The sequence below is a fragment of the Streptococcus cristatus genome (assembly GCF_003944225.1).
Lineage (GTDB): Bacteria > Bacillota > Bacilli > Lactobacillales > Streptococcaceae > Streptococcus > Streptococcus cristatus_K.
Genome location: NZ_RJPN01000001.1, coordinates 130,122 through 152,966 on the forward strand (window position 1 = coordinate 130,122; position 22,845 = coordinate 152,966).

The 22,845-nt window shown below is 43.9% G+C and carries 19 protein-coding genes; 8 read left to right on the forward strand and 11 right to left on the reverse strand.

Annotated features, from left to right (window positions below):
• Window positions 1–176: 176 nt before the first annotated feature.
• Window positions 177–1,631, forward strand: coding sequence for a sucrose-6-phosphate hydrolase (locus D8797_RS00725; protein WP_125372472.1), 1,455 nt, complete (start codon window positions 177–179; stop codon window positions 1,629–1,631).
• On the forward strand, window positions 1,612–2,577 hold the full coding sequence (locus D8797_RS00730; protein WP_125372473.1) for a LacI family DNA-binding transcriptional regulator: 966 nt from the start codon (window positions 1,612–1,614) through the stop codon (window positions 2,575–2,577). The genes D8797_RS00725 and D8797_RS00730 overlap by 20 nt, the downstream gene beginning before the upstream one ends.
• Window positions 2,578–2,921: 344 nt before the next feature.
• Here D8797_RS00730 and D8797_RS00740 read toward each other — a convergent pair whose 3' ends face one another.
• The 8 genes from D8797_RS00740 to D8797_RS00780 all read right to left on the reverse strand — a co-directional run bounded on the left by D8797_RS00740 (window position 2,922) and on the right by D8797_RS00780 (window position 12,535).
• Window positions 2,922–6,740 (reverse strand): pullulanase, encoded by a 3,819-nt coding sequence (locus D8797_RS00740; protein ID WP_125378892.1) that lies wholly within the window; start codon window positions 6,738–6,740, stop codon window positions 2,922–2,924.
• 549 nt (window positions 6,741–7,289) lie between these two features.
• A complete protein-coding gene (locus D8797_RS00750; protein ID WP_125372475.1) occupies window positions 7,290–7,496 on the reverse strand; it encodes a hypothetical protein in 207 nt (68 codons plus the stop codon).
• A 55-nt stretch (window positions 7,497–7,551) separates the two neighbouring features.
• Window positions 7,552–7,767 (reverse strand): hypothetical protein, encoded by a 216-nt coding sequence (locus tag D8797_RS10325; protein WP_125372476.1) that lies wholly within the window; start codon window positions 7,765–7,767, stop codon window positions 7,552–7,554.
• Between the two features lie 761 nt (window positions 7,768–8,528).
• Window positions 8,529–8,966, reverse strand: coding sequence for a transcription antitermination factor NusB (gene nusB, locus D8797_RS00760; RefSeq protein WP_005591788.1), 438 nt, complete (start codon window positions 8,964–8,966; stop codon window positions 8,529–8,531).
• Complete coding sequence (locus D8797_RS00765) at window positions 8,959–9,348, reverse strand: Asp23/Gls24 family envelope stress response protein (protein ID WP_005591787.1); 390 nt, start codon at window positions 9,346–9,348, stop codon at window positions 8,959–8,961. The genes nusB and D8797_RS00765 overlap by 8 nt, the downstream gene beginning before the upstream one ends.
• Window positions 9,349–9,378: 30 nt before the next feature.
• Complete coding sequence (gene efp, locus D8797_RS00770; RefSeq protein WP_005591786.1) at window positions 9,379–9,939, reverse strand: elongation factor P; 561 nt, start codon at window positions 9,937–9,939, stop codon at window positions 9,379–9,381.
• Between the two features lie 61 nt (window positions 9,940–10,000).
• A complete protein-coding gene (locus D8797_RS00775; protein WP_125378893.1) occupies window positions 10,001–11,062 on the reverse strand; it encodes a M24 family metallopeptidase in 1,062 nt (353 codons plus the stop codon).
• Window positions 11,063–11,128: 66 nt separating this feature from the next.
• Window positions 11,129–12,535: a Cof-type HAD-IIB family hydrolase gene (locus tag D8797_RS00780; RefSeq protein WP_125378894.1), complete on the reverse strand. Its 1,407-nt coding sequence runs from the start codon at window positions 12,533–12,535 to the stop codon at window positions 11,129–11,131.
• Window positions 12,536–12,601: 66 nt separating this feature from the next.
• Between D8797_RS00780 and D8797_RS00785 the strand changes: the two genes are divergently transcribed.
• Window positions 12,602–13,564 (forward strand): asparaginase, encoded by a 963-nt coding sequence (locus D8797_RS00785; protein ID WP_125378895.1) that lies wholly within the window; start codon window positions 12,602–12,604, stop codon window positions 13,562–13,564.
• Between the two features lie 456 nt (window positions 13,565–14,020).
• On the opposite strand, the gene D8797_RS00790 is transcribed toward D8797_RS00785, so the two are convergent.
• From D8797_RS00790 to glyQ, 3 genes are read right to left on the reverse strand one after another with little or no spacing between them, the layout of a single operon-like run.
• On the reverse strand, window positions 14,021–14,278 hold the full coding sequence (locus D8797_RS00790) for a DUF896 family protein (protein WP_039975732.1): 258 nt from the start codon (window positions 14,276–14,278) through the stop codon (window positions 14,021–14,023).
• A 20-nt stretch (window positions 14,279–14,298) separates the two neighbouring features.
• Window positions 14,299–16,338: a glycine--tRNA ligase subunit beta gene (glyS, locus tag D8797_RS00795; RefSeq protein WP_125378896.1), complete on the reverse strand. Its 2,040-nt coding sequence runs from the start codon at window positions 16,336–16,338 to the stop codon at window positions 14,299–14,301.
• A gap of 2 nt (window positions 16,339–16,340) precedes the next feature.
• A complete protein-coding gene (glyQ, locus tag D8797_RS00800) occupies window positions 16,341–17,258 on the reverse strand; it encodes a glycine--tRNA ligase subunit alpha (RefSeq protein ID WP_015605691.1) in 918 nt (305 codons plus the stop codon).
• 791 nt (window positions 17,259–18,049) lie between these two features.
• On the opposite strand from glyQ, the gene D8797_RS00805 reads away from it, so the two are divergent.
• The 5 genes from D8797_RS00805 (at window position 18,050) to serS (ending at window position 22,782) form a co-directional block, all read left to right on the forward strand.
• Window positions 18,050–19,039: a PTS sugar transporter subunit IIB gene (locus D8797_RS00805; RefSeq protein WP_005591780.1), complete on the forward strand. Its 990-nt coding sequence runs from the start codon at window positions 18,050–18,052 to the stop codon at window positions 19,037–19,039.
• Between the two features lie 44 nt (window positions 19,040–19,083).
• Window positions 19,084–19,890, forward strand: coding sequence for a PTS mannose/fructose/sorbose transporter subunit IIC (locus D8797_RS00810; protein ID WP_002908912.1), 807 nt, complete (start codon window positions 19,084–19,086; stop codon window positions 19,888–19,890).
• Window positions 19,891–19,908: 18 nt separating this feature from the next.
• The gene (locus tag D8797_RS00815) at window positions 19,909–20,850 is read left to right on the forward strand and encodes a PTS system mannose/fructose/sorbose family transporter subunit IID (RefSeq protein WP_125372482.1); all 942 of its coding nucleotides are present in this window, start codon (window positions 19,909–19,911) and stop codon (window positions 20,848–20,850) included.
• Window positions 20,851–20,920: 70 nt separating this feature from the next.
• Entirely contained in the window at window positions 20,921–21,292 is a 372-nt protein-coding gene (locus D8797_RS00820) for a DUF956 family protein (RefSeq protein WP_125378897.1), read from the forward strand.
• A 212-nt stretch (window positions 21,293–21,504) separates the two neighbouring features.
• Window positions 21,505–22,782, forward strand: coding sequence for a serine--tRNA ligase (gene serS, locus D8797_RS00825; RefSeq protein WP_125378898.1), 1,278 nt, complete (start codon window positions 21,505–21,507; stop codon window positions 22,780–22,782).
• Window positions 22,783–22,845 lie beyond the last annotated feature (63 nt).

Below are 22,845 nucleotides of genomic sequence, written 5' to 3' on the forward strand. Positions count from 1 at the left end.
TATTGTAAAACTTTTTGAAAGCGATTTTATCACCTTTACGAATATTATTTTACCATGATTCAGAAATATGTCAAGCGTTTTACAGAAAAAATATTTTTTTACTGTTAAATGTTGATTTTTCAGCAGAAAACGTTTACTATAGTAATAAGAAATAATATGATTTGGAGGACAAAAGATTGGCTTGGACGACTGAAAAACGCTACAAACGCTATGAAGACTGGACTCAGGAAGAGGTACAGCAGATCAAAGAAAACATCGCTAAATCTCCTTGGCGGGCTAACTACCATGTGGAGCCTCAGACAGGTCTGCTCAATGACCCCAATGGCTTTTCTTACTTTGACGGCAAGTGGGTGGTGTTTTATCAAAACTTTCCTTTCGGGGCAGCACACGGTCTCAAATGCTGGGTTCAGATGGAAAGCGATGACCTAGTCCACTTCACCGAAACTGGCCTTCGAGTGCTGCCAGATACTGCTCTGGACAGCCACGGCGCCTACTCTGGCTCTGCCATGCAGTTTGATGACAAGCTCTTTCTCTTCTACACTGGCAATGTCCGTGATGAGAACTGGGTGCGTCACCCTTATCAAATCGGTGCCTTGTTAGACAAATCAGGCAAGCTCGAAAAAATTGACAAGGTTTTGATTGAACAACCTACTGAGGCTACTGACCACTTCCGCGATCCACAGATTTTCAACTACAAAGGGCAATCCTATGCTATTGTCGGTGGGCAAAATCTAGACAAGCAAGGCTATGTCAAGCTTTACAAGGCTGTTGATAACGACTATACCAACTGGGAAGCCGTCGGTGATTTGGACTTTGCCAATGACAAGACAGCCTACATGATGGAGTGTCCAAACCTTGTCTTTATCAATGACCGGCCAGTCCTGCTCTACTGCCCTCAAGGCTTGTCCAAGGAGGTGCTGGATTATGACAATATTTATCCAAATATGTATAAAATAGGTCAATCGTTTGACACAAACAAAGCTGCTATGATTGATCCTAGCCCTATCCAAAATCTGGACTACGGTTTCGACTGCTACGCGACCCAAGCCTTTAACGCACCTGACGGCCGTGCACTCGCTGTCAGCTGGCTAGGCTTGCCTGATGTGGAATACCCTTCTGACCGCTTCGACCATCAAGGAACCTTCTCACTCGTCAAGGAATTGACCCTGAAAGACGGCAAGCTCTACCAATACCCAGTCCCAGCCATCAAGAATTTACGAGCAGAGGCTCAGCCTTTCGCTGCTTTGGCAGAAAGCAAGAACAGCTATGAACTAGAGCTGAATCTTGCTGCAGACACTGAGCATGAAATCGTCCTCTTTGCAGACAAGGATGGCAAAGGCCTACGCATCAATTTTGACCTCAAGGCTGGGCAAGTGACAGTTGATCGTAGTCAGGCGGGTGAGCCATTTGCACTGGACTTTGGAACTATCCGAAGCTGTAATATTAGCAAAGAAGCCACAAGTGCTACTATCTTCATCGATAAATCAATTTTTGAAATTTTCATCAATAAAGGAGAGAAAGTATTTTCCGGTCGTGTCTTCCCGAGAGAAGACCAAACAGGTATTGCTATTACTAATGGCAATCCAACCGGTACTTACTATGAATTAGATTATGGTCGCAAAGCTAACTGATGTAGCAAAACTAGCAGGAGTCAGCCCCACAACTGTTTCCCGCGTCATCAACAGAAAAGGCTACTTGTCTGACAAAACGATTTCGAAGGTTGAGGCGGCCATGCGAGAATTGGCCTACAAACCTAACAATCTGGCACGTAGCCTCCAAGGAAAATCAGCCAAGCTAATCGGGCTCATCTTCCCCAATATCAGCAATGTCTTTTATGCAGAATTGATTGGCAAGCTAGAGCACGAGCTCTTTAAACAAGGCTATAAAACCATTATCTGCAATAGCGAGCACGACTCTGACAAGGAGCGTGAATACCTTGAGATGCTGGAGGCTAATCAGGTGGACGGCATTATTTCCGGTAGCCACAATCTAGGCATCGAAGACTACAATCGCGTGACTGCTCCTATCATTTCCTTTGACCGTAACCTTTCACCAGATATTCCAGTTGTCTCCTCAGACAACTATGGTGGTGGAGTGCTGGCTGCTCAGACCTTGGTCAAGGCTGGCGCTCAAAACATCATCATGATCACCGGCAATGACAACTCCAACTCGCCGACCGGCCTGCGCCATGCTGGTTTCGCCTCTGTCCTGCCGGACGCTCCTATCATCAATGTGTCCAGCGACTTTTCTCCAGTCCGAAAGGAAATGGAAATCAAACACATTTTGACCCACAAGAAGCCAGATGCTATCTTCGCTTCAGATGATTTGACAGCTATTCTAGTCATGAAAGTCGCTCAGGAGCTAGACATCCAGATTCCTGAAGATTTAAAAATCATCGGCTACGACGGCACCTACTTTGTGGAGAACTACTACCCTCAGCTGGCAACCATTAAGCAACCGCTGAAAGAGATTGCCAAACTTCTGGTCGATTTACTGCTACAAAAAATTGACAAGCAAGAAGTCACAACAACGGGCTACTTCCTGCCGGTGAACCTCTTGCCAGGCAAGAGTGTGTAATTTTCATTCAATCCCTACTAAATAAGAAAATGGAGTTTGGGACAAAAAGATTTCAATTTTTAAAAGTCTTAATTATTAAGCCCTTAAAATCTATAATTAAATGCGAAAAGCGAACAAAACAGAATTCTGATTACCAGAAAACTAGTTTTGTTCGCTTTTTATATTTGAGGTCGGACTTTTGTCCCAAACTCCTCAATTGTCTTTGGATTGTCGAGCAAGACGCAGTGGTTGAGTGGGCTCTACTACGCTGATTTCATCAGCTTTTACAGCCCTACTCAACTGTGCGGAGGTGGGACGACGAAATCGAATTCTAACGAATTACCGATTTCTGTCCCACTCTCACTTTATTGCTTCTTTCTAAAAGTGAACAAGCCAGCCAAGAAGGCAAGAGAACCACCTAAAATCGCCAGCAGGGAAGTTTCTGTGCCCGTTTTCGGCAAGACTTTTTCTGTCGAAGCTGTCACACTAGGACTTACTTTGTCCTGCTGTGGCTCTGCAGCAAGTGGCTTTTGACTCTCTGACGATAGAGATGTAGATGGAACTTGAACAAGCTTATTGGACAAGCTAGGACTAGGGTTTTGTTCTTTTTGAAGCTCCTTAACGCTGCCTTGAGACGGTTTTTGCTGGGTGTCTTTACTTGTATCTTGAGGCTTTTCTTCTTGAGCTGGACTCGCCTTTTTAATCCGCAAAATTGTCGCTGTCAGCGGAGCTAGGGTCAAGCCATTGCTGTTTCTGGTGACACCAGCTGGATTCGAAATAGCTGTAATTCCTGCGCTATTGCCATCAGCCACAACCTCTGCACCTGCTAGATGTTTGTAGGTTTCACCAAAGTTGAAGTTTCGCTCCTTTTTGTCTGCATTGACAAAGACTGCATAAATATCGCCATTTGAAGCAACCACTTGGTAGCCGAGAACAAGATCCTCTTTCTCAACGCCATCCTTGCCAGGCTGGGTAATGAGAGTCACATTTTGATCTACTTCATCTTTGGAACTGCGAGTGAAGGCGTCCGTTGATTTCCGCAGACTAATCAAGCCCTTCATATAGGCACGGCTCTTGGCATTTTCTGGGAATTTCTCCGAATCAGTCGCCTTGGTCCAATCAAAATGATTGACCGCGTCGCTCGAATCATAAGAATCATGAATGAAATACGGATATTCAAACGGCGTGCCGTCCTCATTGGTCAACAAATGCGCTTTGTTTGGGACCTTGTCTTCGGAAACAGGATATTTATAGGCAGGATCGCGGAATTGCTTGGTTCGGCCGTATTCTTGTCCAGAGTGGATAAATGGTGTTCCTTGCGAAGTCAGCATCATCAGATTTCCCAGGCGCAGACGGCGATGGATCTCTTGATTATTGGCAGCGACTGCTGGATCTTTCTTGATTGACTGGGCAATGATATCAAAGAGGGTCAGATTATCATGGGCTGCAATGTATTGGATCACATCCCCTGGGCTATCTGCCTCAAAATTGGTTGGCTGTGCCTTGATATTCTTGAAAACATCTTCTACATTTCGTTTACCACCAGTGATAAAGGCTGGTGTTCCCTCATTTGGATAACCTGATTTCAAGGTGTTGCGAATATCATCTGAGAAGACCGCCACCGTGTCTGTTGACTTCATCCAAGTTTGGTCAGCAGGCTGGACTGCTTTATTTTCATCACCTGCATAAGTCTTCCAGCCCTCACCCAGCATAATGAGATTTGGATTGAGCTTTTTAGCTTCTTCAAAAGCTTTTTGAATGGACTCTGCATCATGGTCTCCCATCATATCAAAGCGGAAACCATCTACCTTGTACTGCTCTGTCAGATACTTGATCGAATCCACCAAGACCCGTCTGCTCATATAGTGAGTAGTCCCCAAGCGGCCGCCACCAAAGCTGGTTCTCGGTGTACCATCCGCGTCCATAAAGTGGTAGTAGTTGGGCTCCAAGTCCTCAAAGATAGAGGTCTTGGCTGTGTGATTATAGACCACATCCATGATAACGCCCATGCCACGCTTATGAATTTCATTGACAAGATTTTTGAATTCCTCAATGCGCTTAGCTGGGTCTGTCGGTGTGCTCGAATACATACCTGTCAGCGAGAAGTAGTTTTGCGGGTCATAGCCCCAGTTATAGTTGCTGTTGCTGGAAGCATACTTGTCCATGCGCTCAGCATTTTTCAGCTCATTTACAAAGTAATAACTCAGAACTGGCAAGAGCTGAACATGAGTCACTCCTAGTTCTTTCAAATAATCCAATTTCTCAATGAAAGCTGAGAAGGTTCCAAATTGAGATTTCAAATCCTTTGAAATAGCTGGATCTGAAGTGAAATCACGGACATGTGCCTCATAAATCAAGGCATCTTCCCGCTTCTTGAAGTTCGGAATAGTAGCATAGGTCAGATCTTTCGGTCCATATTCACTTGGATCTACAAAGGCTGCCTTGGCAATCTTGTAGGCATCCCCCTTGTCCGCATCTTCATTGTTCCAAGCTGCTAAAGACTTGGCATATGGGTCTAGCACAAGAACTTTTTTACCACCACGGCTAATTTCATAATGATAGAAATATCCACGATAGTCAGAAAGACCTAGCCCGCTCTCAGGCGTCAAGCTACTAGTCCATGTGCCAGACTCCCCCTTCTGCATAGCTATGCGCCCAAGAACCTTGTTCTGATCTTTTTTGTCATAGACCACCAAATCGACTTGGTCCGCACTTGGTGACCAGAAGGTCAGATCCACTTGTTTGCCCGCTTGAGAAACACGCGCGCCCAAATCACCATCATACTTGTAAAGGCTGTCCTTCAACTGCCAGTTCATGCTGGTTTTGAATTGGTCATTGCCATATTTGATAAGGTAAGGTGACTGAGCTTGATTAAAATCACCGATTAATTTTGCGCTTTTATTCTTAGAGTCCAGAACCACATCTTTAACAGTGACTTCTCCACCATCTTTGTTGGTAATTTTTAGGTTTTTCAGAATATCTTCTTTTTTAGCATTTTCTAAGGTAGAGAAAGTCGCCTCAATTTCTGTCAGGCTAACATGCTGGGCTCCTGTCATGCGGATATCATTGACAAAGTATGGGTTGGTATAAACCGTTGGATCCGCATCACGCAAGAAAATCTGGCTAGTTTTACCCAAATTTGCGAAATTATAATCCTGTTTTTGAATCTTCACATCATCTCCTGACTTACTTTCATCTAAAAGCAGGAAACCAATCATCTTTGCAGCCTCTTTCAAAGGAACATCTACGTAGCGACCGTATTTCCCAGTCTTTTCAAAGTCCACGCCATCAGGCCAATTTTGACCTGGACGTTGCACATCTCCCCAGAGCCAGAGGGATTTCTTATCATACTGACCATCTGTACGATAATAATTGATGCGAAGCATTCCTTCTTTCAAAGGCTCGGAGGTATGAGGATTATAGTCTTTGTCAAACCAAACTTCATTCATCTGAGGGCTCAGCAGCTCAACTGTCTTATCACCTGTAATGTTTTGACCTGCCGTATTGTTGATTAAGAGACTAACCTTGCTTCTTTTCTCTGCCATCTTGACATCAAGGTAATAGCCATAATCATCTTTTTTAGCTGTCGCAAAACTAGTCGCACCAGTCGGCCAACCTCCCTTTTGACCAGAAGGCGTTTCAACATCATCCCAAGTCCATAAGCCTAAGCTATCCAGATTTTCGGATGGCAGATTTTTGAAATGGAAACGCATATGGCCATCTGCGATAGCATCCTTGGTCGATGTCTCCGACTGACTAGTTGACGCTGGCTTTTCTTTCTCGTCAGATACAACTGTTTCCTTTGCTTCTTTACCAGCTGCTTCTGGGGTCGCACTAGATTCTGCACCCTCTGTCGGCTGAGCAGCTTGATTTACTACTGCTTCAGGCTGGGCGCTTTTCTCAATATTGACTTTTTGTTTGCTTTCTTTTTGCGCTGAACTATCCACTTCCTCAGTTTTGGCTTCAACCTCTGGCTTAGGCAAAGCTTCTGAATTAGCAGCTGATACTGCTTCCGTTGCTGGGCTAGTCGTAGCCTTTGTCTCATCTGCTTTGGCTAACTGGGCACCTCCAAAGAGAAAGCCAGACGCAATCACGACAGATGCTACTCCGACTTTTAAGCGACGAATCCCAAAATAATGACGCTTTTCACTGGTCCGAGACTGTAGATGATAGTTTCTTTTCATAAATAAAAAAACTCCTTTATTTTTTCCTATAGAAAATACGTATGCAAACGTTTTCTGTATTTATTATACAGATTCTCTATCGAAATGTAAAGGTTTTCATAGACCATTTTTTTATTCCAAAGCTTTATGTATGATTTCAGATTCCTTTTATAGGAAATCCACTGGCTCTCTCTTTGTTGTTTAAGATAATGAAACGAAATATTTCTTTAGACTCATCAAAAAAAGAGTGGGACAGAAATCGGTCATTCGTTAGAATTCGATTTCGTCGTCCCGCCTCCGCACAGTTGAGTAGGGCTGTAAAAGCTGATGAGATCAGCGTAGTAGAGCCTACTCAACCACTGCGTCTTGCTCGACAATCCAAAGACAATTGAGAGGCTAGGACTTTTGTCCCAGACTCTTCTTTTAAAGTCTTTTTAATGTCGTTCAATCCCTGATTGCCTTTTGGTGTTAGAATCACTAGCGCTTTCCTTAGGCTATCACCTGCATTTCAATAGCACTGTCCGTTTTTTTAGAAAGATAAGATTTTCCCAAACTTTAAAGAAAATCGAACTAATCTATATAGAAAAATCTTCTATAAATTCGAGCAATTGTTAAAACAATGATTAAAAATATAGCTATTATAGACAATACTATTTTCCCAAAACTTACTTCCGAACGAATTATAAAAATGTGAAAGAGAGGTGCCAATCCTACACCTATAGCAATTAGATAACTAGCAAAGTTTATTGCACCAAGACCTGCAAAAAAATGTTTCATTTTTAATACCTAACTTTTTACCTTTCATTTTATAGTGACTCTCTCTAAATCAGTTTTATTGTTTACTTCTAACCTTTTCAAAGAAATTTGATAGTAAATGTACTCCACTGAGGGCTATTACTATATCAATTGGTAAGAAATGGTAATCCCATATAAAATGAGACAAAATCAATGATAGAAATAAAATACAATCCATATAACTATTCTTGAAATGTTCTGCGATTTTATGATATAGAAATGCAATAATAACTGAAATCAAAATAATCGCCATACTTGTCCTCTTGTAATCTGCAAATAATCCATATATTTACCTGCTCTAAGCTCTTCCTCTTCTTGGAATTTTTCAAGTACCTTAAAGCTTTTAACAATACAATCTATTAGATACTTCCTGTTTCCTATTATAGCAATTATTATTTAATCCATAAAGTTTATATGTAGAAATAGCATATAAAAACAGACAGGAACTTTTTCAACATTATCAAGTTTACTAGCAATTTAAATTTCCCCACGTAGCCGTATTCAATCCAAAGATCCCCCTCAAAAACTCTCTTCTGAAGAATTGCTCTTCAGGCGATTTTCTCTTATATCTTTCTTTTCTTACTTAGACTGACTAGACCATTCCTCATCTCTAAAAAACCTAGTAAAAATCGTAAGAAACGAAAGCGATTCATCCTATAAATAGAGATGAAAAGCACATTCGAGGTCTAGCTTGCCATGAATCTATAGGAAAAGTAAGCAGCCAAGGCCTAGATTCCCATGAATCTATAGGAAAAGTGAGCAGGCGAGGCCTAATTTACCATGATTTTATAGGAGAAGTGAACATCCGAGACCTAGATTGCCATGAATCTATAGGAAAAGTGACCAACCGAGGCCTAGGTTACCACGAATCTATAGGAAAAGTGAGCAACCGAGGTCTAGGTTGCCATTAACCTATAGCAAGCTAGACTAGTCCAGCCATAGACCTACAGAAACTTTCTTATGATTTGTCAGCGACTGCAACTATCAAAAACCAAAAAAGCTGAGACAGTCGTCTCAGTCTTTTTCTTCTGTTATAAATTGACTCAAAATCCCATTGATAAACTTACTTGATTTTTCATCAGAAAATTGCTTGGAAAGTTCAATGGCTTCATTGACCGCTACTCGCTCGGGAGTATCGAACTCTGTCATTTCAAAGATGCCTAATCGCAGGATATTCTTTTCCACCAAAGTTAGACGCTCAACTGTCCAGCCTGCTTTCAAGTGCTGGGCGATTTTCTTATCTAACTCTTCCTTGGACTGGAGCACTCCTGTGACCAAATTGAGTAGAAATGCTGGGATATTGACCTCAGCATCCGTCTCTTCTTCGTCCTTATCATAGGTATAGGCAAAGCGGCAAGCCTCAATGGCATCACCCTCATACTCCAGACTCATCAAAGCCTGAAAAGCCCGCTGACGTAGCTCTCTTCTAGATTCTAACAAAACATCAGTCATTGAGGAAATCCTCATCAAATAGATCTTTCAAATCTGGTTTTGGTGATTTTTCTGGAACAATGCCTGCCACATGGATATTGACAGCAGACAGCTCCACTTCAGCCATATCGCTTACAGCACTCTTGACTGCTTTTTGGATTGCAACTGCAACTGTTGGCACACTAATACCGTACTCCAGATAGAGGTAGATATCAACTGATATGTCGCCACTTTCATCCGTATGCAGCGCAACACCGCGTCCAAGCGTACGCATAGAAAGGCTATCTGACATGCTTTTATTTGCAAAAGAATGAACGCCCTCTACCTTAGCCGTAGCAATGGCAATAATTTTTTCCAAGACTCGTGGCGCAATAACGATTTCGCCTAATTGTTCGTTTGCCATAAGAATTCCTTTCTATATGAAAGATTGAAATTACGCACGAGAAACGTAAGTTCCTTCTGCAGTATTGATGACCAATTTTTGTCCAACTTCGATGAAGTCTGGTACGTTGACAACAAGACCTGTTTCAAGAGTTGCTGGTTTACCAGAACCTGTTACAGTAGCACCTTTGATAGATGGTTGTGTTTCTGTTACCACCAATTCAACAGTTGTAGGTACTGTCACACCGATCACTTCTGATCCGTAGAATTGGATTTTCACATCTGAGTTTTCAAGGATGTATTTCAATTCTTCCTCTACGTTGACTACTGGGATTTCGTATTGGTCATAAGTCTCAGTATTCATGAAATAAGCAGTGCCATCCATTTGGTACAAGTATTGTGCTGGTACTGTTTCGATGATAGCTTGTTCAAATTTTTCTTCTGGACGGTAACTAGTCTCAAATGTAGAACCAGTACGAACATCACGCAATTTCATACGCATGATGGTATTTCCCTTACCTGGTTTGTGGTGGCTTGCTTCCAAGACACGGATCAATTTACCATCAGCAGTTTCAAAAGTCATTCCAGCTTTCAGCTTGCTTGCTTCAATCATTTGTTTTTTACCTCTTTAATAAATAATTTACTCTTTATTCTACCATAAAGCTTGATAATTCTCAAATCACAATCAATTCTTTTGGAGCAAGGGTCAAGACCTCACAACCAGTCTCTGTGATCAGAAGGTCATCTTCGATCCGAACGCCATATTTGCCATCCAGATAGATACCCGGCTCATCGGTCAGAACCATGCCAGCCTTGATCGGCTCTTCTGACTTGCCAAAGTAAGGAATCTCATGGATGTCCAGCCCAATTCCGTGGCCAATTCCGTGGCTAAAGTAAGGGCCGTAGCCTGCATCGTTGATAATCTGGCGTGGAATCCGATCGAAGTCGATATAACTGAGTCCGGCTTTAGCTGCTTCTATCAGGGCTTGATTGCTGCGCAGGACAATGTCATAAATCTCTCGCTCTTCATCTGTCACCTGCCCCACATGAACAGTCCGTGTCATATCGCTGACATAGTGGTTATAATAGCAGCCAAAGTCCATGGTCAAGGTCTCACCATTTTGGATGACCTTGTCACTGGCCACACCGTGCGGCATAGCAGAGCGGTAGCCCGAAGCGATGATGAAGTCAAAGGAGGCACCTGAAGCACCTAATTGGCGCATACGGGCATCTAAAAAGTTCATAACAGCCAGCTCTGTTGTCTGACCGGGCTTGATAAAGTCCAGCACGTCTAGGAAGGCTTGATCCGAAATCTGACAGGCCTTGCGAATGGTCGCAATTTCTTGCTCATCCTTGATCATGCGCAGATTTTCGATAAAGGCTGTCATCGGCACCAACTCATGACCAGCAAACACACTTTCCAGCATCTTGAAGTAAGCATAGGAAATTTCATCATCAAAACCGATTTTTTGCAGCTTGTCGTCTGCAATGATTCTAGCAATTTCTCCAACTGCATCCCGTGTTTCAACAATATCAAAGCCCTCAACCACCCCCTTGGCAATCAAGGTATAGCGAGAATCCGTCAGGAAAATCCGTCGTGACTTGCTGATGAAAACCGTCGCTTCTGTGCCACTAAAACCAGTCAGATAGTAAATATTTTTCAGATTGGTTACTAGGACAGCATCGCATTCTGTCTGAGACAAGGCTGCTTCAAATTTTTCAACTCTTGATAACATGAGAAAACCTCCGTAAAATAATTCGATTGAGTATCGTAAAATAAAAATTTAGCTGATGAAGAGTCACTACTCTTCGTCTTTTGTTTCTTTTTGCGCCTTTTCCATATTGCGCTGATAGGCCTGAATCTGCCGCTCCAACTCTCTTTTGATTGCAGGCTCTGGTGCGTAATTTTCTTCCCAATCATCCGGCTTGAGGATTTTATGGGTCACTGGATCAAAATGAGCTTTTCCATCTGGGAAAATTTTCCCCATATTGGCCTGATGGACAATATCAAAAACCCGCTCAGGATCGACTCCCATCAAGACAAAACTACCATAAGTAAAATACAGCATGTCGATCAGGGCATCTACTTGCCCAACCAAGGAAACCTCGGCCTCTCGCTTGCTCCGCACCTTGGCAGCAGCCTTATCTAAAGCCTCATGCATTCTAGCCATCGACTGGTCAAATTCTTCTTCTGAAGAGCTGGCAGCTCTGAGAAATTCAACTACTTCTTCCAGCTTAAAGTCAGCGCGGTGCCGTGCTTCTTCTGGTGTCCAAGCGATAGGTTCTTCCTGCGTACACTCATCCATGACTCCATGGAAGGTCTTGACCTTATTGAAATGGTGATCGCGGGACACAAAGACTTTCTCACTGGCCAAAATACCGAAATGTTCCAGCGCCCGATGAATCCCATCCTGACTATTGCTGCTAGTCGTATGCTTGGCTACTTCCTTGACAGAGCTGGTGCCATTTCCCATGGCAATAGACAAGCCAACTCCCGACAGCATTTCCAAGTCATTGTCAGAGTCGCCGAAGGCCATGACCTGATGGATATCAAAGCCGTATTCTTGACCGACTAGACGAATCCCCTCTAGCTTGGACATCCCTTGATTGATAATGTCCGCCGCATAGGGGCTCGAACGAGTAAATTTCAAATGGGGAAAATCCGCTTCAATTTTTTCACTCTCAGCTGGATCCGCCAAAATCAGCACTTGATAAATAGGCTCTTGAATCAATTTCAACAGGTCTTCTTCATGCTGAGGCAAGGCCTTGCTCACAATCTTGTTAAAACCGTGGCTCACCGTCCGAGTCATGCTCCTAGGGATAAACTGGATAGCCCACTGAGAAAGGGAACTCATACCAAAGGTCATAATTTTTGAACCTTGCATGGCCTGTTCTGTCCCCAAGGAAATCTCTTTCCTGTGCTCCTTGGCATAGGCAATCAAATCACGCAGGCTCTGCTTATCAATCGGTGTGGCAGAAATAACCCTGTCCTTTGAAAAAATATACTGACCATTGTAGGTGACAGCAAAGTCTAAATCCAGCTTGTCCATAAAAGGCTTGACAAAGAAGGGGCCGCGGCCTGTCGCTAAACCGACCAAAATCCCTTGTTCTTGCAAACTCTTAATGGCGGCCTCTGTCGATTTCAAGACGGTTCGACTGTCATTAATCAAGGTTCCATCTATATCAAAAAAGACGGCTTTTATTTCCATTGATTTTCTCATTCTTTCCTTTTATGATACAATAAATTATAACACAATTCACGGAGAAGCACATCTATGAATAAGCAGATTTTAGTTTTACATACTGGTGGAACCATTTCCATGCAGGCTGACGGAAGTGGTGCCGTCAATAGCAGCCAAGACAATCCCATGAACCATGTGGCTGTTCCCTTAGATGGTATTGGGGTGACAGTGGTTGATTTCTTCAACGTTCCCAGTCCTCACATCACTCCCCAGCATATGTTAGAACTCTACCAAAAAATCAAGGCTGACGCTAACCAATACGATGGAGTGGTCATTACCCACGGAACCGATACTCTGGAGGAAACGGCCTACTTCCTTGATACCATGGACCTGCCTGACATCCCTGTCGTTTTGACCGGAGCTATGAGAAGTTCAAATGAACTCGGCAGTGACGGAGTTTATAACTACCTGACTGCTTTGCGGGTGGCCAGTGATCAGAAAGCCCGTGGCAAGGGTGTCCTCGTCGTCATGAATGATGAAGTCCATGCTGCCAAGTATGTCACCAAAACCCACACCACCAATGTCAGCACCTTTCAAACTCCGACGCACGGTCCTCTAGGCCTCGTTATGAAGCAGGAAATCCTCTATTTTAAAACAGCAGAGCCCCGTGTCCGCTTTAACCTGACTAGCATTTCAGGTCTGGTGCCCATCATTCCAGCCTATGCTGGCATGACGACAGAACTGCTGGATTTGCTGGATTTGCAAAAGCCGGATGGTCTCATCATCGAAGCCTTTGGTGCTGGCAATCTGCCAAAAGAAACTGCGGAAAAATTAACAGAGATGGCAAAAGCTGGGCTCCCCATCGCTCTGGTTTCTCGCTGCTTCAACGGCATTGCTGAGCCTGTCTACGCCTATGAAGGCGGCGGTGTCAAGCTACACCAAGCCGGAATCATGTTTGTCAAAGAGCTCAATGCACCGAAAGCCCGCATAAAATTGCTGATTGCCCTCAATGTCGGTCTAAGTGGTCAAGCATTAAGAGATTATATAGAAGGATAAAAAAAACAAGCTTGTTTACTCGCTTGTTAGGCATTATTTCTTGATTTTCCTTTATAAATGCTGTATTCTTCGGTATAAAGTTCCAAGTTCATAAATATTCTTATCCTCAAGCGAAGTTATAAATTCAAAAAAAGAGAGTGGGACAAAAGTCCAACCTCAAATATAAAAAGCGAACAAAACTAGTTTTCTGGTAATCAGAATTCTGCTTTGTTCGCTTTTCGCATTTAATTATAGATTTGAAGGCCTTAATAATTAAGATTTTTAAAAATTGAAATCTTTTTGTCCCAGACTCCTCAATTGTCTTTGGATTGTCGAGCAAGACGCAGTGGTTGAGTGGGCTCTACTACGCTGATTTCATCAGCTTTTACAGCCCTACTCAACTTTGCGGAGGTGGGACGACGAAATCGAATTCTAACGAATTACCGATTTCTGTCCCACTCTCTCTTTTTCTTGTTGTTATGAATTTGGGTCATCCAGACTGCGGCCATGAAGACCTTTCTCGCGCTGAACTTGGCGCAATTTTTCAGGCGTCACATCATTGCCATCCTCGTCAACTATCTTGATACCTTCAATGTGATGGCGAACAGAGCGACGGTAGCCCTCGATATACTCTTCACGAAGCTTGGCTTGTTCCACTTTTTCCTCAGCAGTTAAGCCTTCCGTTTTTTTCTTTTTAGCCAGTTCGTTGATGCGTTCAATTTTTTTAGGATCCATGATTCTACCTCTCTTACCTTTTATTTGGTATTAATCTGATTAAATTGCGCCATTTGTCCCGCCTTAGCCGTCAATGAAGCTAGGAGAGCTAGGCGGTTGTTACGCACAGCTTCATCTTCTGCCATAACCATGGTATGGTCAAAGAAAGCGTCAATAACTGGACTGAGGGCAAAGAGTTGGTCCAAATTGGCAGCTAAGTCTGTAGTCAGCTCCACTGCTTCAATGGCAGCTGCCAAGTCTTTTTCCTCTTGATTTTCAAAGAGTGCTGGATTGACAGCTGTCTGCCCTTGGGCTTTCTCAGCTAGATTGAAGACACGAGACAAGCTCTCTACCGCTGACTTGAAGTTATCTTCCTTAGCTTTTTCTGCTAGAAGCGCAGCTGTTTCTACCAAATCGCGTACAACGAAATGAGTGCTTTGAAGAACAGCTGTCACGATATCCTTCGGAATGCTGCGGTCCATCATTTTCTCAACACGGGCACGGAAGAAGTCCAGCACGGCCTCTTGATTGTCATAGCTTAGACTATCAAACTTGAGTTCGTAAAGTCGACCAAGAAGCTGAGCCAAGTCAATGTTCCAGCCAAACTTGTCCAAGATACGCACAACACCTTGAGTCGCACGGCGCAGTGCATAAGGGTCATTGGAACCACTTGGAATCAAGCCAACTGAGAAGAAGGACAGAATGGTATCCAGCTTATCAGCCAGCGCCAAGACGGCTCCGACCTTGGTGTCAGGCAATTCGCCATCGGCTGAAGTCGGCATATAGTGCTCCCGAATGGCAGCCGCCACCGCAGCATTCTCACCAGCCAGAAGAGCATACTTCTCACCCATGATGCCTTGCAACTCATCAAACTCACCGACCATGCCAGTCAGCAAGTCAAACTTATAAATAGCCGCTGCACGAGCCAAGTCAGCTGTCTCAGCAGCATCCAATCCTGCTTCTTGCGCCAAGAGAGCCGCAATCTTGCCCGTCCGCTCCATGTGCTCTGCTAGAGAGCCTATCTTTTCGTGGAAGGTCACATTGCTCAGCTTTTCAACCAAGTCAGCAATAGCCAGCTTTTGGTCTTCCCGCCAGAAGAATTCCCCATCTTCCAGACGAGCCACCAAGACCTTCTCATTTCCTTTGATGACATTTTCTAGATGCTCTGCATTTCCGTTGCGGACAGAGATGAAGTGCGGCAAAAGTTTGCCTTTAGCATCGCGCACAACAAAGTAACGCTGGTGCTCTTTCATGGAAGTTACCAAGACTTCTTCTGGCACCTCTAAGTATTTGGCATCAAAATTACCTAAGAAAGCAGTTGGATATTCGACAAGATTCAACACTTCATTGAGCAAGTCTTCGTCAATTTCGATAGAAACACCGTGCTCCTCTTCCAGTGCTCGAATCTGCTCGACAATCATATCTCCCCGCTCAAGAGGGTTGGTTATTACAAACTGAGCCCGTAGATCATCTTCATAGGAATCAGCTGAAACAATCTCCGTCTCTTTGCCCAAGAAGCGATGTCCACGGCTTGTACGGCTGCTCTTGATGTCCAAGAAATCCAAGTCAAAGGCCTGCTCATCTAAGAGTACAGTTAAGGTGTGGACCGGACGGATGTATTCAAAGGTGTTGTTAGCCCAGTGCATGCTGACAGGGAAGGTCAAAGCTTGCAGAACTTCTGTCACTGCTGGGATGATTTCCTCTACCGGGCGACCGATCTCTTCCTTGGTCACATAGACGTATTCCTCGTCCTTGATTTCACGGAAAGTAATGTCCTCAACCGTCAAGCCCTTGCCACGAACAAAGCCTTCGGCAGCCTTTGTAAAGTTGCCATCAGCATCAAGCGCGATTTTCTTAGAAGGGCCTTTGAAATCTTCGGTCAAGTCAGACTGCTTGTCCGCCAAGCCAACTACGCGCACCGCCAGACGACGAGGCGTTGAGAACATTTCAATTTTCTCAAAGGTCAGACGATGGTCTGTCAGGAAGGCTCCCATCTTGTCGCGCAGCTGCTTCATGCTCGGTGTCACGACATAGGCTGGCATTTCCTCCAAGCCTAACTCAACTAATAAATTTTTTACCATGATTATTCTCCCTCCTCTGCCAAGAGTTTCTCACGAGTCTCTGCATCCAAAAGCGGATAGCCCAGACGCTTGCGCTCAGCCACAAAGGTCTTGGCCACAACACGAGCCAGGTTACGAATACGGGCAATATAACCAGCTCGCTCTGTCACAGATACAGCGCCACGTGCATCCAAGAGGTTAAAGGTATGCGAGCATTTTAGAACATAGTCATAAGCTGGGTGCACCAGATGTTCGTCCAGACAGCGCTTGGCTTCTGCTTCAAACTTCTCAAAATTCCCCAAGAGCAAGTCTTGGTCGCTGACCTCAAAACTGTACTTGGAATGTTCATACTCAGGATGCGTGAAAATTTCGCCGTACTTAACGCCATCAGCCCACTCAATGTCATAGACAGAGTCTACTTCCTGGATATAAGAAGCCAGACGCTCCAGACCATAAGTCACCTCAGCGGTCACCGGCTGAGTTGGCAGACCTCCGACCTGCTGGAAGTAAGTGAACTGAGTGATTTCCATCCCATCCAGCCACACTTCCCAACCCAGACCGGCTGAACCAGTTGACGGGTTTTCCCAGTTATCCTCAACAAAGCGAATATCGTGCTCCAGCGGATCGATGCCCAAAAGCTCCAAAGACTGCAAGTAAAGTTCTTGGATATTGCTTGGAGATGGCTTCATGACCACCTGAAATTGATGGTGCTGGTAAAGACGGTTTGGATTTTCCCCATAACGACCATCTGCTGGTCGGCGAGACGGCTCTACATAGGCCGCATTCCAAGGCTCTGGCCCAATTGCCCGCAGGAAGGTATAGGGACTCATCGTTCCCGCCCCCTTCTCATTATCATAGGCCTGCATGAGCATACAACCCTGATCATTCCAGAACTGCTGTAAAGTCAAAATTATTTCTTGAAATGTTAACTTCTTAGACATTTTTTACTCCTTTATTTTCTTGAGATTCTTGCGAAGCGTTCAAAAGGGAACGATTATTTCCCTTTTGAAAAGCTAGTACATCGCCTAGACAAACCGCCCATAGCGGTTGTCGTTAGTCAATCGAGCCCTTAGGTTCGCAATTGACTTTGGCGAGGTGAAATGTTAATTTCTTAGACATTTGTTACTCCTTTATTTTTATTTCTAGCACTAGGCTCATCCTCTGTTCTGTTTGAACAAGCAAAAGAACCACATCCGACAGTCCTAGGCTATTGTGACCTAGGGGCGTCAAGACGCGGTTCCACCCTAATTTATTACTTCATTACGTTTTAAAATGTTAACCGAAAGCGCCACCTGCACTGCTTCCCTATCCGGCTCACACTATCCCGAACTCGCTAAAAAGTAGACAATGAGAATTCTCTCTGTAAAAGATTATAGCAGAAAATAGATGATTTGTAAAATACTTAATAATCTTTAAATAGGAATCCAAAGTAAGTTATTTCTATAATATAGGTTATAAAATTGAATAAGTATCTGTTTTCATAGAAATTTTCAAACACTTTCATATATTAACCTACTTACTTTAGAAACCTAATCTTTATCTAATTATTTATTAGGAAGAAACAGCCAGAAAAGCTTGATAGAATAAGATTTCTCTACAACAATAAACTTTGAAAATCTTTGTTGCTTTGACTCAGGTACTTGCATTTTTCATGAAAACGTTTTATAATAATAGTTAGCCTTAAAGTTTTCTTAAACTTAAGTCAAACATTTTATAAGGAGGAAAAACAATAATGAGTATTGGAATCATTATTGCCAGCCACGGTGAATTTGCTGCCGGCATTCATCAGTCAGGTTCTATGATTTTTGGTGAGCAAGAAAAAGTTCAAGTTGTAACTTTCATGCCAAACGAAGGTCCTGATGATCTGTATGCAAAATTCAATGACGCTGTGGCTTCGTTTGATGCGAACGATGAGGTATTGGTCTTGGCTGACCTTTGGAGTGGGTCTCCATTTAACCAAGCTAGCCGTGTCATGGGTGAAAATCCAGACCGCAAGTTCGCGATTATTACAGGTTTGAACCTACCTATGCTAATTCAAGCCTACACAGAGCGCATGATGGATGCAAACGCTGGTGTAGATGCTGTCGTTGCAAATATCATCAAGGAAGCTAAGGAAGGCGTAAAAGCACTTCCAGAAGAGCTAAATCCAGTCCTAGAAAGCGCTGCTCCTGCTGCTGCACCAGTTGCTCAAGCGGCTATTCCAGAAGGAACTGTTATCGGAGACGGCAAGCTCAAAATCAACCTTGCTCGTATCGATACACGTTTGTTGCACGGACAAGTTGCGACAGCTTGGACTCCAGATTCAAAAGCAGACCGTATCATCGTTGCTTCTGACTCTGTGGCTAAGGATGAACTTCGTAAAGAACTCATCAAACAAGCTGCACCTGGTAATGTTAAAGCAAACGTTGTTCCAATTGATAAGCTGATTGCTGTTTCAAAAGATCCACGTTTCGGTAATACGCACGCTCTTATCTTATTTGAAACTCCGCAAGATGCCCTACGCGCTATCGAAGGCGGTGTGCCAATCAAGACTCTCAACGTCGGCTCAATGGCTCACTCAACTGGTAAGACAATGGTCAACAACGTTCTGTCAATGGACAAGGACGATGTGGCAACTTACGAAAAATTACGTGATCTCGGAGTTGAATTCGACGTACGTAAAGTACCAAATGACTCTAAGAAAGATTTGTTTGACTTAATTAACAAAGCCAACGTTCAATAATCTGAAACGTTTCGCTCTCATATTATTATGAAAGGATTTAAAACATGTCTATTATTTCTATGGTTTTAGTAGTCTTTGTTGCCTTCCTAGCTGGTCTTGAAGGTATCTTGGACCAATTCCAATTCCACCAACCGCTGGTTGCTTGTACCTTGATTGGACTGGTAACTGGTAATTTGGCAGCCGGTGTTATGCTGGGTGGCTCTCTCCAGCTGATCGCTCTTGGCTGGGCTAATATCGGAGCTGCTGTAGCACCTGATGCTGCCCTCGCTTCTGTTGCCGCTGCCATCATCATGGTACTGGGTGGAGACTTCTCAAGCAAAGGAATCGCTGTAGCACAAGGTGTTGCTATTCCACTTGCTGTTGCTGGTCTCTTCTTGACTATGATTGTCCGTACTTTGTCAGTCGGTTTGGTTCACGGTGCAGATGCTGCTGCGAAAAAAGGAGACTTCAAAGGCGTTGAACGCGCTCACTTCATCGCTCTCTTCATGCAAGGAGCACGCATTGCTATCCCTGCAGCACTGCTTTTGATGATTCCTGCTGAGTCTGTTAAATCTGCTCTTGAAGCTATGCCAGCTTGGCTATCAGAAGGTATGCAAATCGGTGGTGGTATGGTCGTTGCCGTTGGTTATGCCATGGTTATCAACATGATGGCAACTCGTGAAGTATGGCCATTCTTCGCTATTGGTTTCGCTTTGGCTGCTGTCAGCGAACTCACTCTAATTGCCCTTGGTGCAATTGGTGTCGCTATTGCCCTCATCTACCTTGCCCTGTCTAAAAAAGGCGGAAATGGTGGTGGCGGAGCAACAGCTTCATCTAACGATCCAATCGGCGACATCCTAGAAGACTACTAAGAAAGGAGACACACTATCATGACAGAATTAAATACTGTAAAACCTGATGAGTCAGGAAAATTGACTCTTTCAAAGGCTGACCGTCAAAAAGTTTGGTGGCGTTCTACTTTCTTGCAAGGTTCTTGGAACTACGAACGTATGCAAAACCTGGGCTGGGCTTATTCACTGATTCCAGCCATTAAGAAACTTTATACTAAAAAAGAAGATCAAGCTGCTGCTCTTGAGCGTCACTTGGAATTCTTCAATACTCACCCGTATGTTGCAGCTCCAATCATCGGAGTTACACTTGCACTTGAAGAAGAAAAAGCAAATGGTGCAGCAATTGACGATGCGGCTATCCAAGGGGTTAAAATCGGTATGATGGGACCTCTGGCTGGTATCGGAGACCCTGTCTTCTGGTTCACAGTTCGTCCTATCCTTGGTGCACTTGGGGCATCTCTTGCTTTGACAGGAAATATCATCGGTCCACTTATCTTCTTTGTAGCTTGGAATGCTATCCGGATGACTTTCCTCTGGTACACACAAGAATTGGGCTACAAGGCTGGTTCTGAAATCACTAAAGACATGTCTGGTGGTATCCTCCAAGACATTACCAAAGGCGCTTCAATCCTAGGTATGTTTATCTTGGCTGTTCTGGTTGAGCGCTGGGTATCAATTAAGTTTGTCTTTAACGTTTCATCTGTTAAGCTAGATGATAAAGCATATATCCATTGGGACAAATTGTCTAGTGGCTATAAGGGTATCCAAGAAGCCTTTGCTCAAGTTGGTCAAGGACTATCTCAAACCCCTGAAAAAGTTACAACTTTCCAACAAAACTTGGATTCCTTGATTCCTGGTTTGATGGGACTACTTCTAACTTTCGCTTGTATGTGGCTGCTTAAGAAGAAAGTATCCCCTATCACTATCATCATCGCCCTCTTTGTAGTTGGTGTACTAGCTCACGTTGCTGGTTTGATGTAATCAAAAAGAAGGTTTCGGCCTTCTTTTTATTGTGGTATAATAGCTATATCATTTAAAAGGGAGATGTTCTATGGCGCAATCGCAAAATAAATCGATTGAATTTCAAACGACAGGAGTTTCCTATCTGGGTTTGGGTGGCAAGGTTGGGAAGTTTTTGATCGGTGATGTCGCACTGGAATTCTACGCTGACGCCAATGTAGAAGACTATATCCAGCTACCTTGGTCTAGCATTCAGCAGATCGGTGCCAATGTCTCTGGGAAAAATATCAGTCGACATTTCGAAGTGTTTACGGATAAGGGCAAGTTTCTCTTTGCCTCAAAAGACACTGGAAAGATTCTCAAAATTGCACGGCAACATATCGGGAATGAGAAAGTCGTCAAATTGCCTACTTTGATCCAAACAATTGGCCAATTCTTTAAAAATATATTTGCAAAAAAATAGAAAATCCTGTATAATCTAGGAAACGGATAAGTAAGACTATCGCTTCTTTCAGAAAGTCTGCGGGTGCTGCGAGCAGATAGGAGCCTAGTGTGAAATTCTACCGTTGCAATACAACTACATACATAATCAAGTGCACACCTGTGAAGTTGGATGGAACCGCGGCCTAGCCGCTCCAACAGTTTCCTCGGTGTGCTTTTATTTTTGGAGGTCTTATGTTAGATTTAAAACGTATTCGTACAGACTTTGATGCTGTCGCAGAGAAATTAGCTACCCGTGGCGTAGCAGCTGACGTGCTCAATCAAATGAAGGAAATTGATGAGCAACGACGTGATTTATTGGTAAAAGTAGAAAATCTCAAAGCAGAACGCAACACTGTTTCTGCAGAGATTGCCCAAGCCAAACGCAACAAAGAAAATGCAGATGACAAGATTGCAGCCATGCAAAAACTATCTGCCCAAGTCAAGGATTTGGATGCTACTTTGGCTGAATTAGATGCTAAATTGACCGAGTTCACCACAACCCTGCCAAACATTCCGCACGATAGCGTGCCAGTCGGGGCAGACGAGGATGACAATGTAGAGGTCCGTCGCTGGGGTACACCGCGCCAATTTGACTTTGAAGCTAAGGCTCACTGGGATTTGGGCGAAGATTTGGATATCCTGGACTGGGAACGTGGAGCAAAAGTTACGGGAGCCCGCTTCCTCTTCTACAAGGGCTTGGGAGCTCGTTTGGAACGCGCTATCTACAACTTCATGCTGGATGAGCATGGCAAAGAAGGTTATACAGAAGTCATCACTCCCTATATGGTCAACCATGACTCTATGTTTGGTACCGGGCAATATCCTAAGTTCAAAGAAGATACCTTTGAGCTAAGCGATACCAACTTCGTGCTCATTCCAACTGCTGAAGTTCCACTGACTAACTACTATCGAGACGAAATTCTAGACGGCAAGGAATTGCCAATCTACTTTACAGCTATGAGCCCATCTTTCCGTTCTGAAGCTGGTTCTGCTGGTCGTGACACACGTGGTCTCATCCGCCTGCACCAATTCCACAAGGTTGAAATGGTGAAATTTGCCAAGCCAGAAGAATCTTATGAAGAGCTAGAAAAGATGACTGCCAATGCAGAAAACATCCTACAAAAGCTCAATCTGCCTTACCGTGTCGTTGCTCTCTCTACTGGCGACATGGGCTTCTCAGCTGCTAAAACCTACGACTTGGAAGTCTGGATTCCAGCTCAGAACACCTACCGTGAAATCTCTAGCTGCTCTAACACAGAAGATTTCCAAGCTCGTCGAGCACAAATCCGCTACCGTGACGAAGCAGATGGCAAGGTCAAACTCCTTCATACTCTCAACGGGTCTGGACTGGCTGTTGGACGCACAGTCGCTGCTATCTTAGAAAATTACCAAAATGAAGATGGTTCTGTGACCATTCCTGAAGTTCTACGTCCTTACATGGGCGGTTTGGAAGTCATCACACCAAAATAAGCAACGAAAGGTCCGAAACAATCGGACCTTTTCTTATTCTACTTGAGGAGAAATCCAACAGTT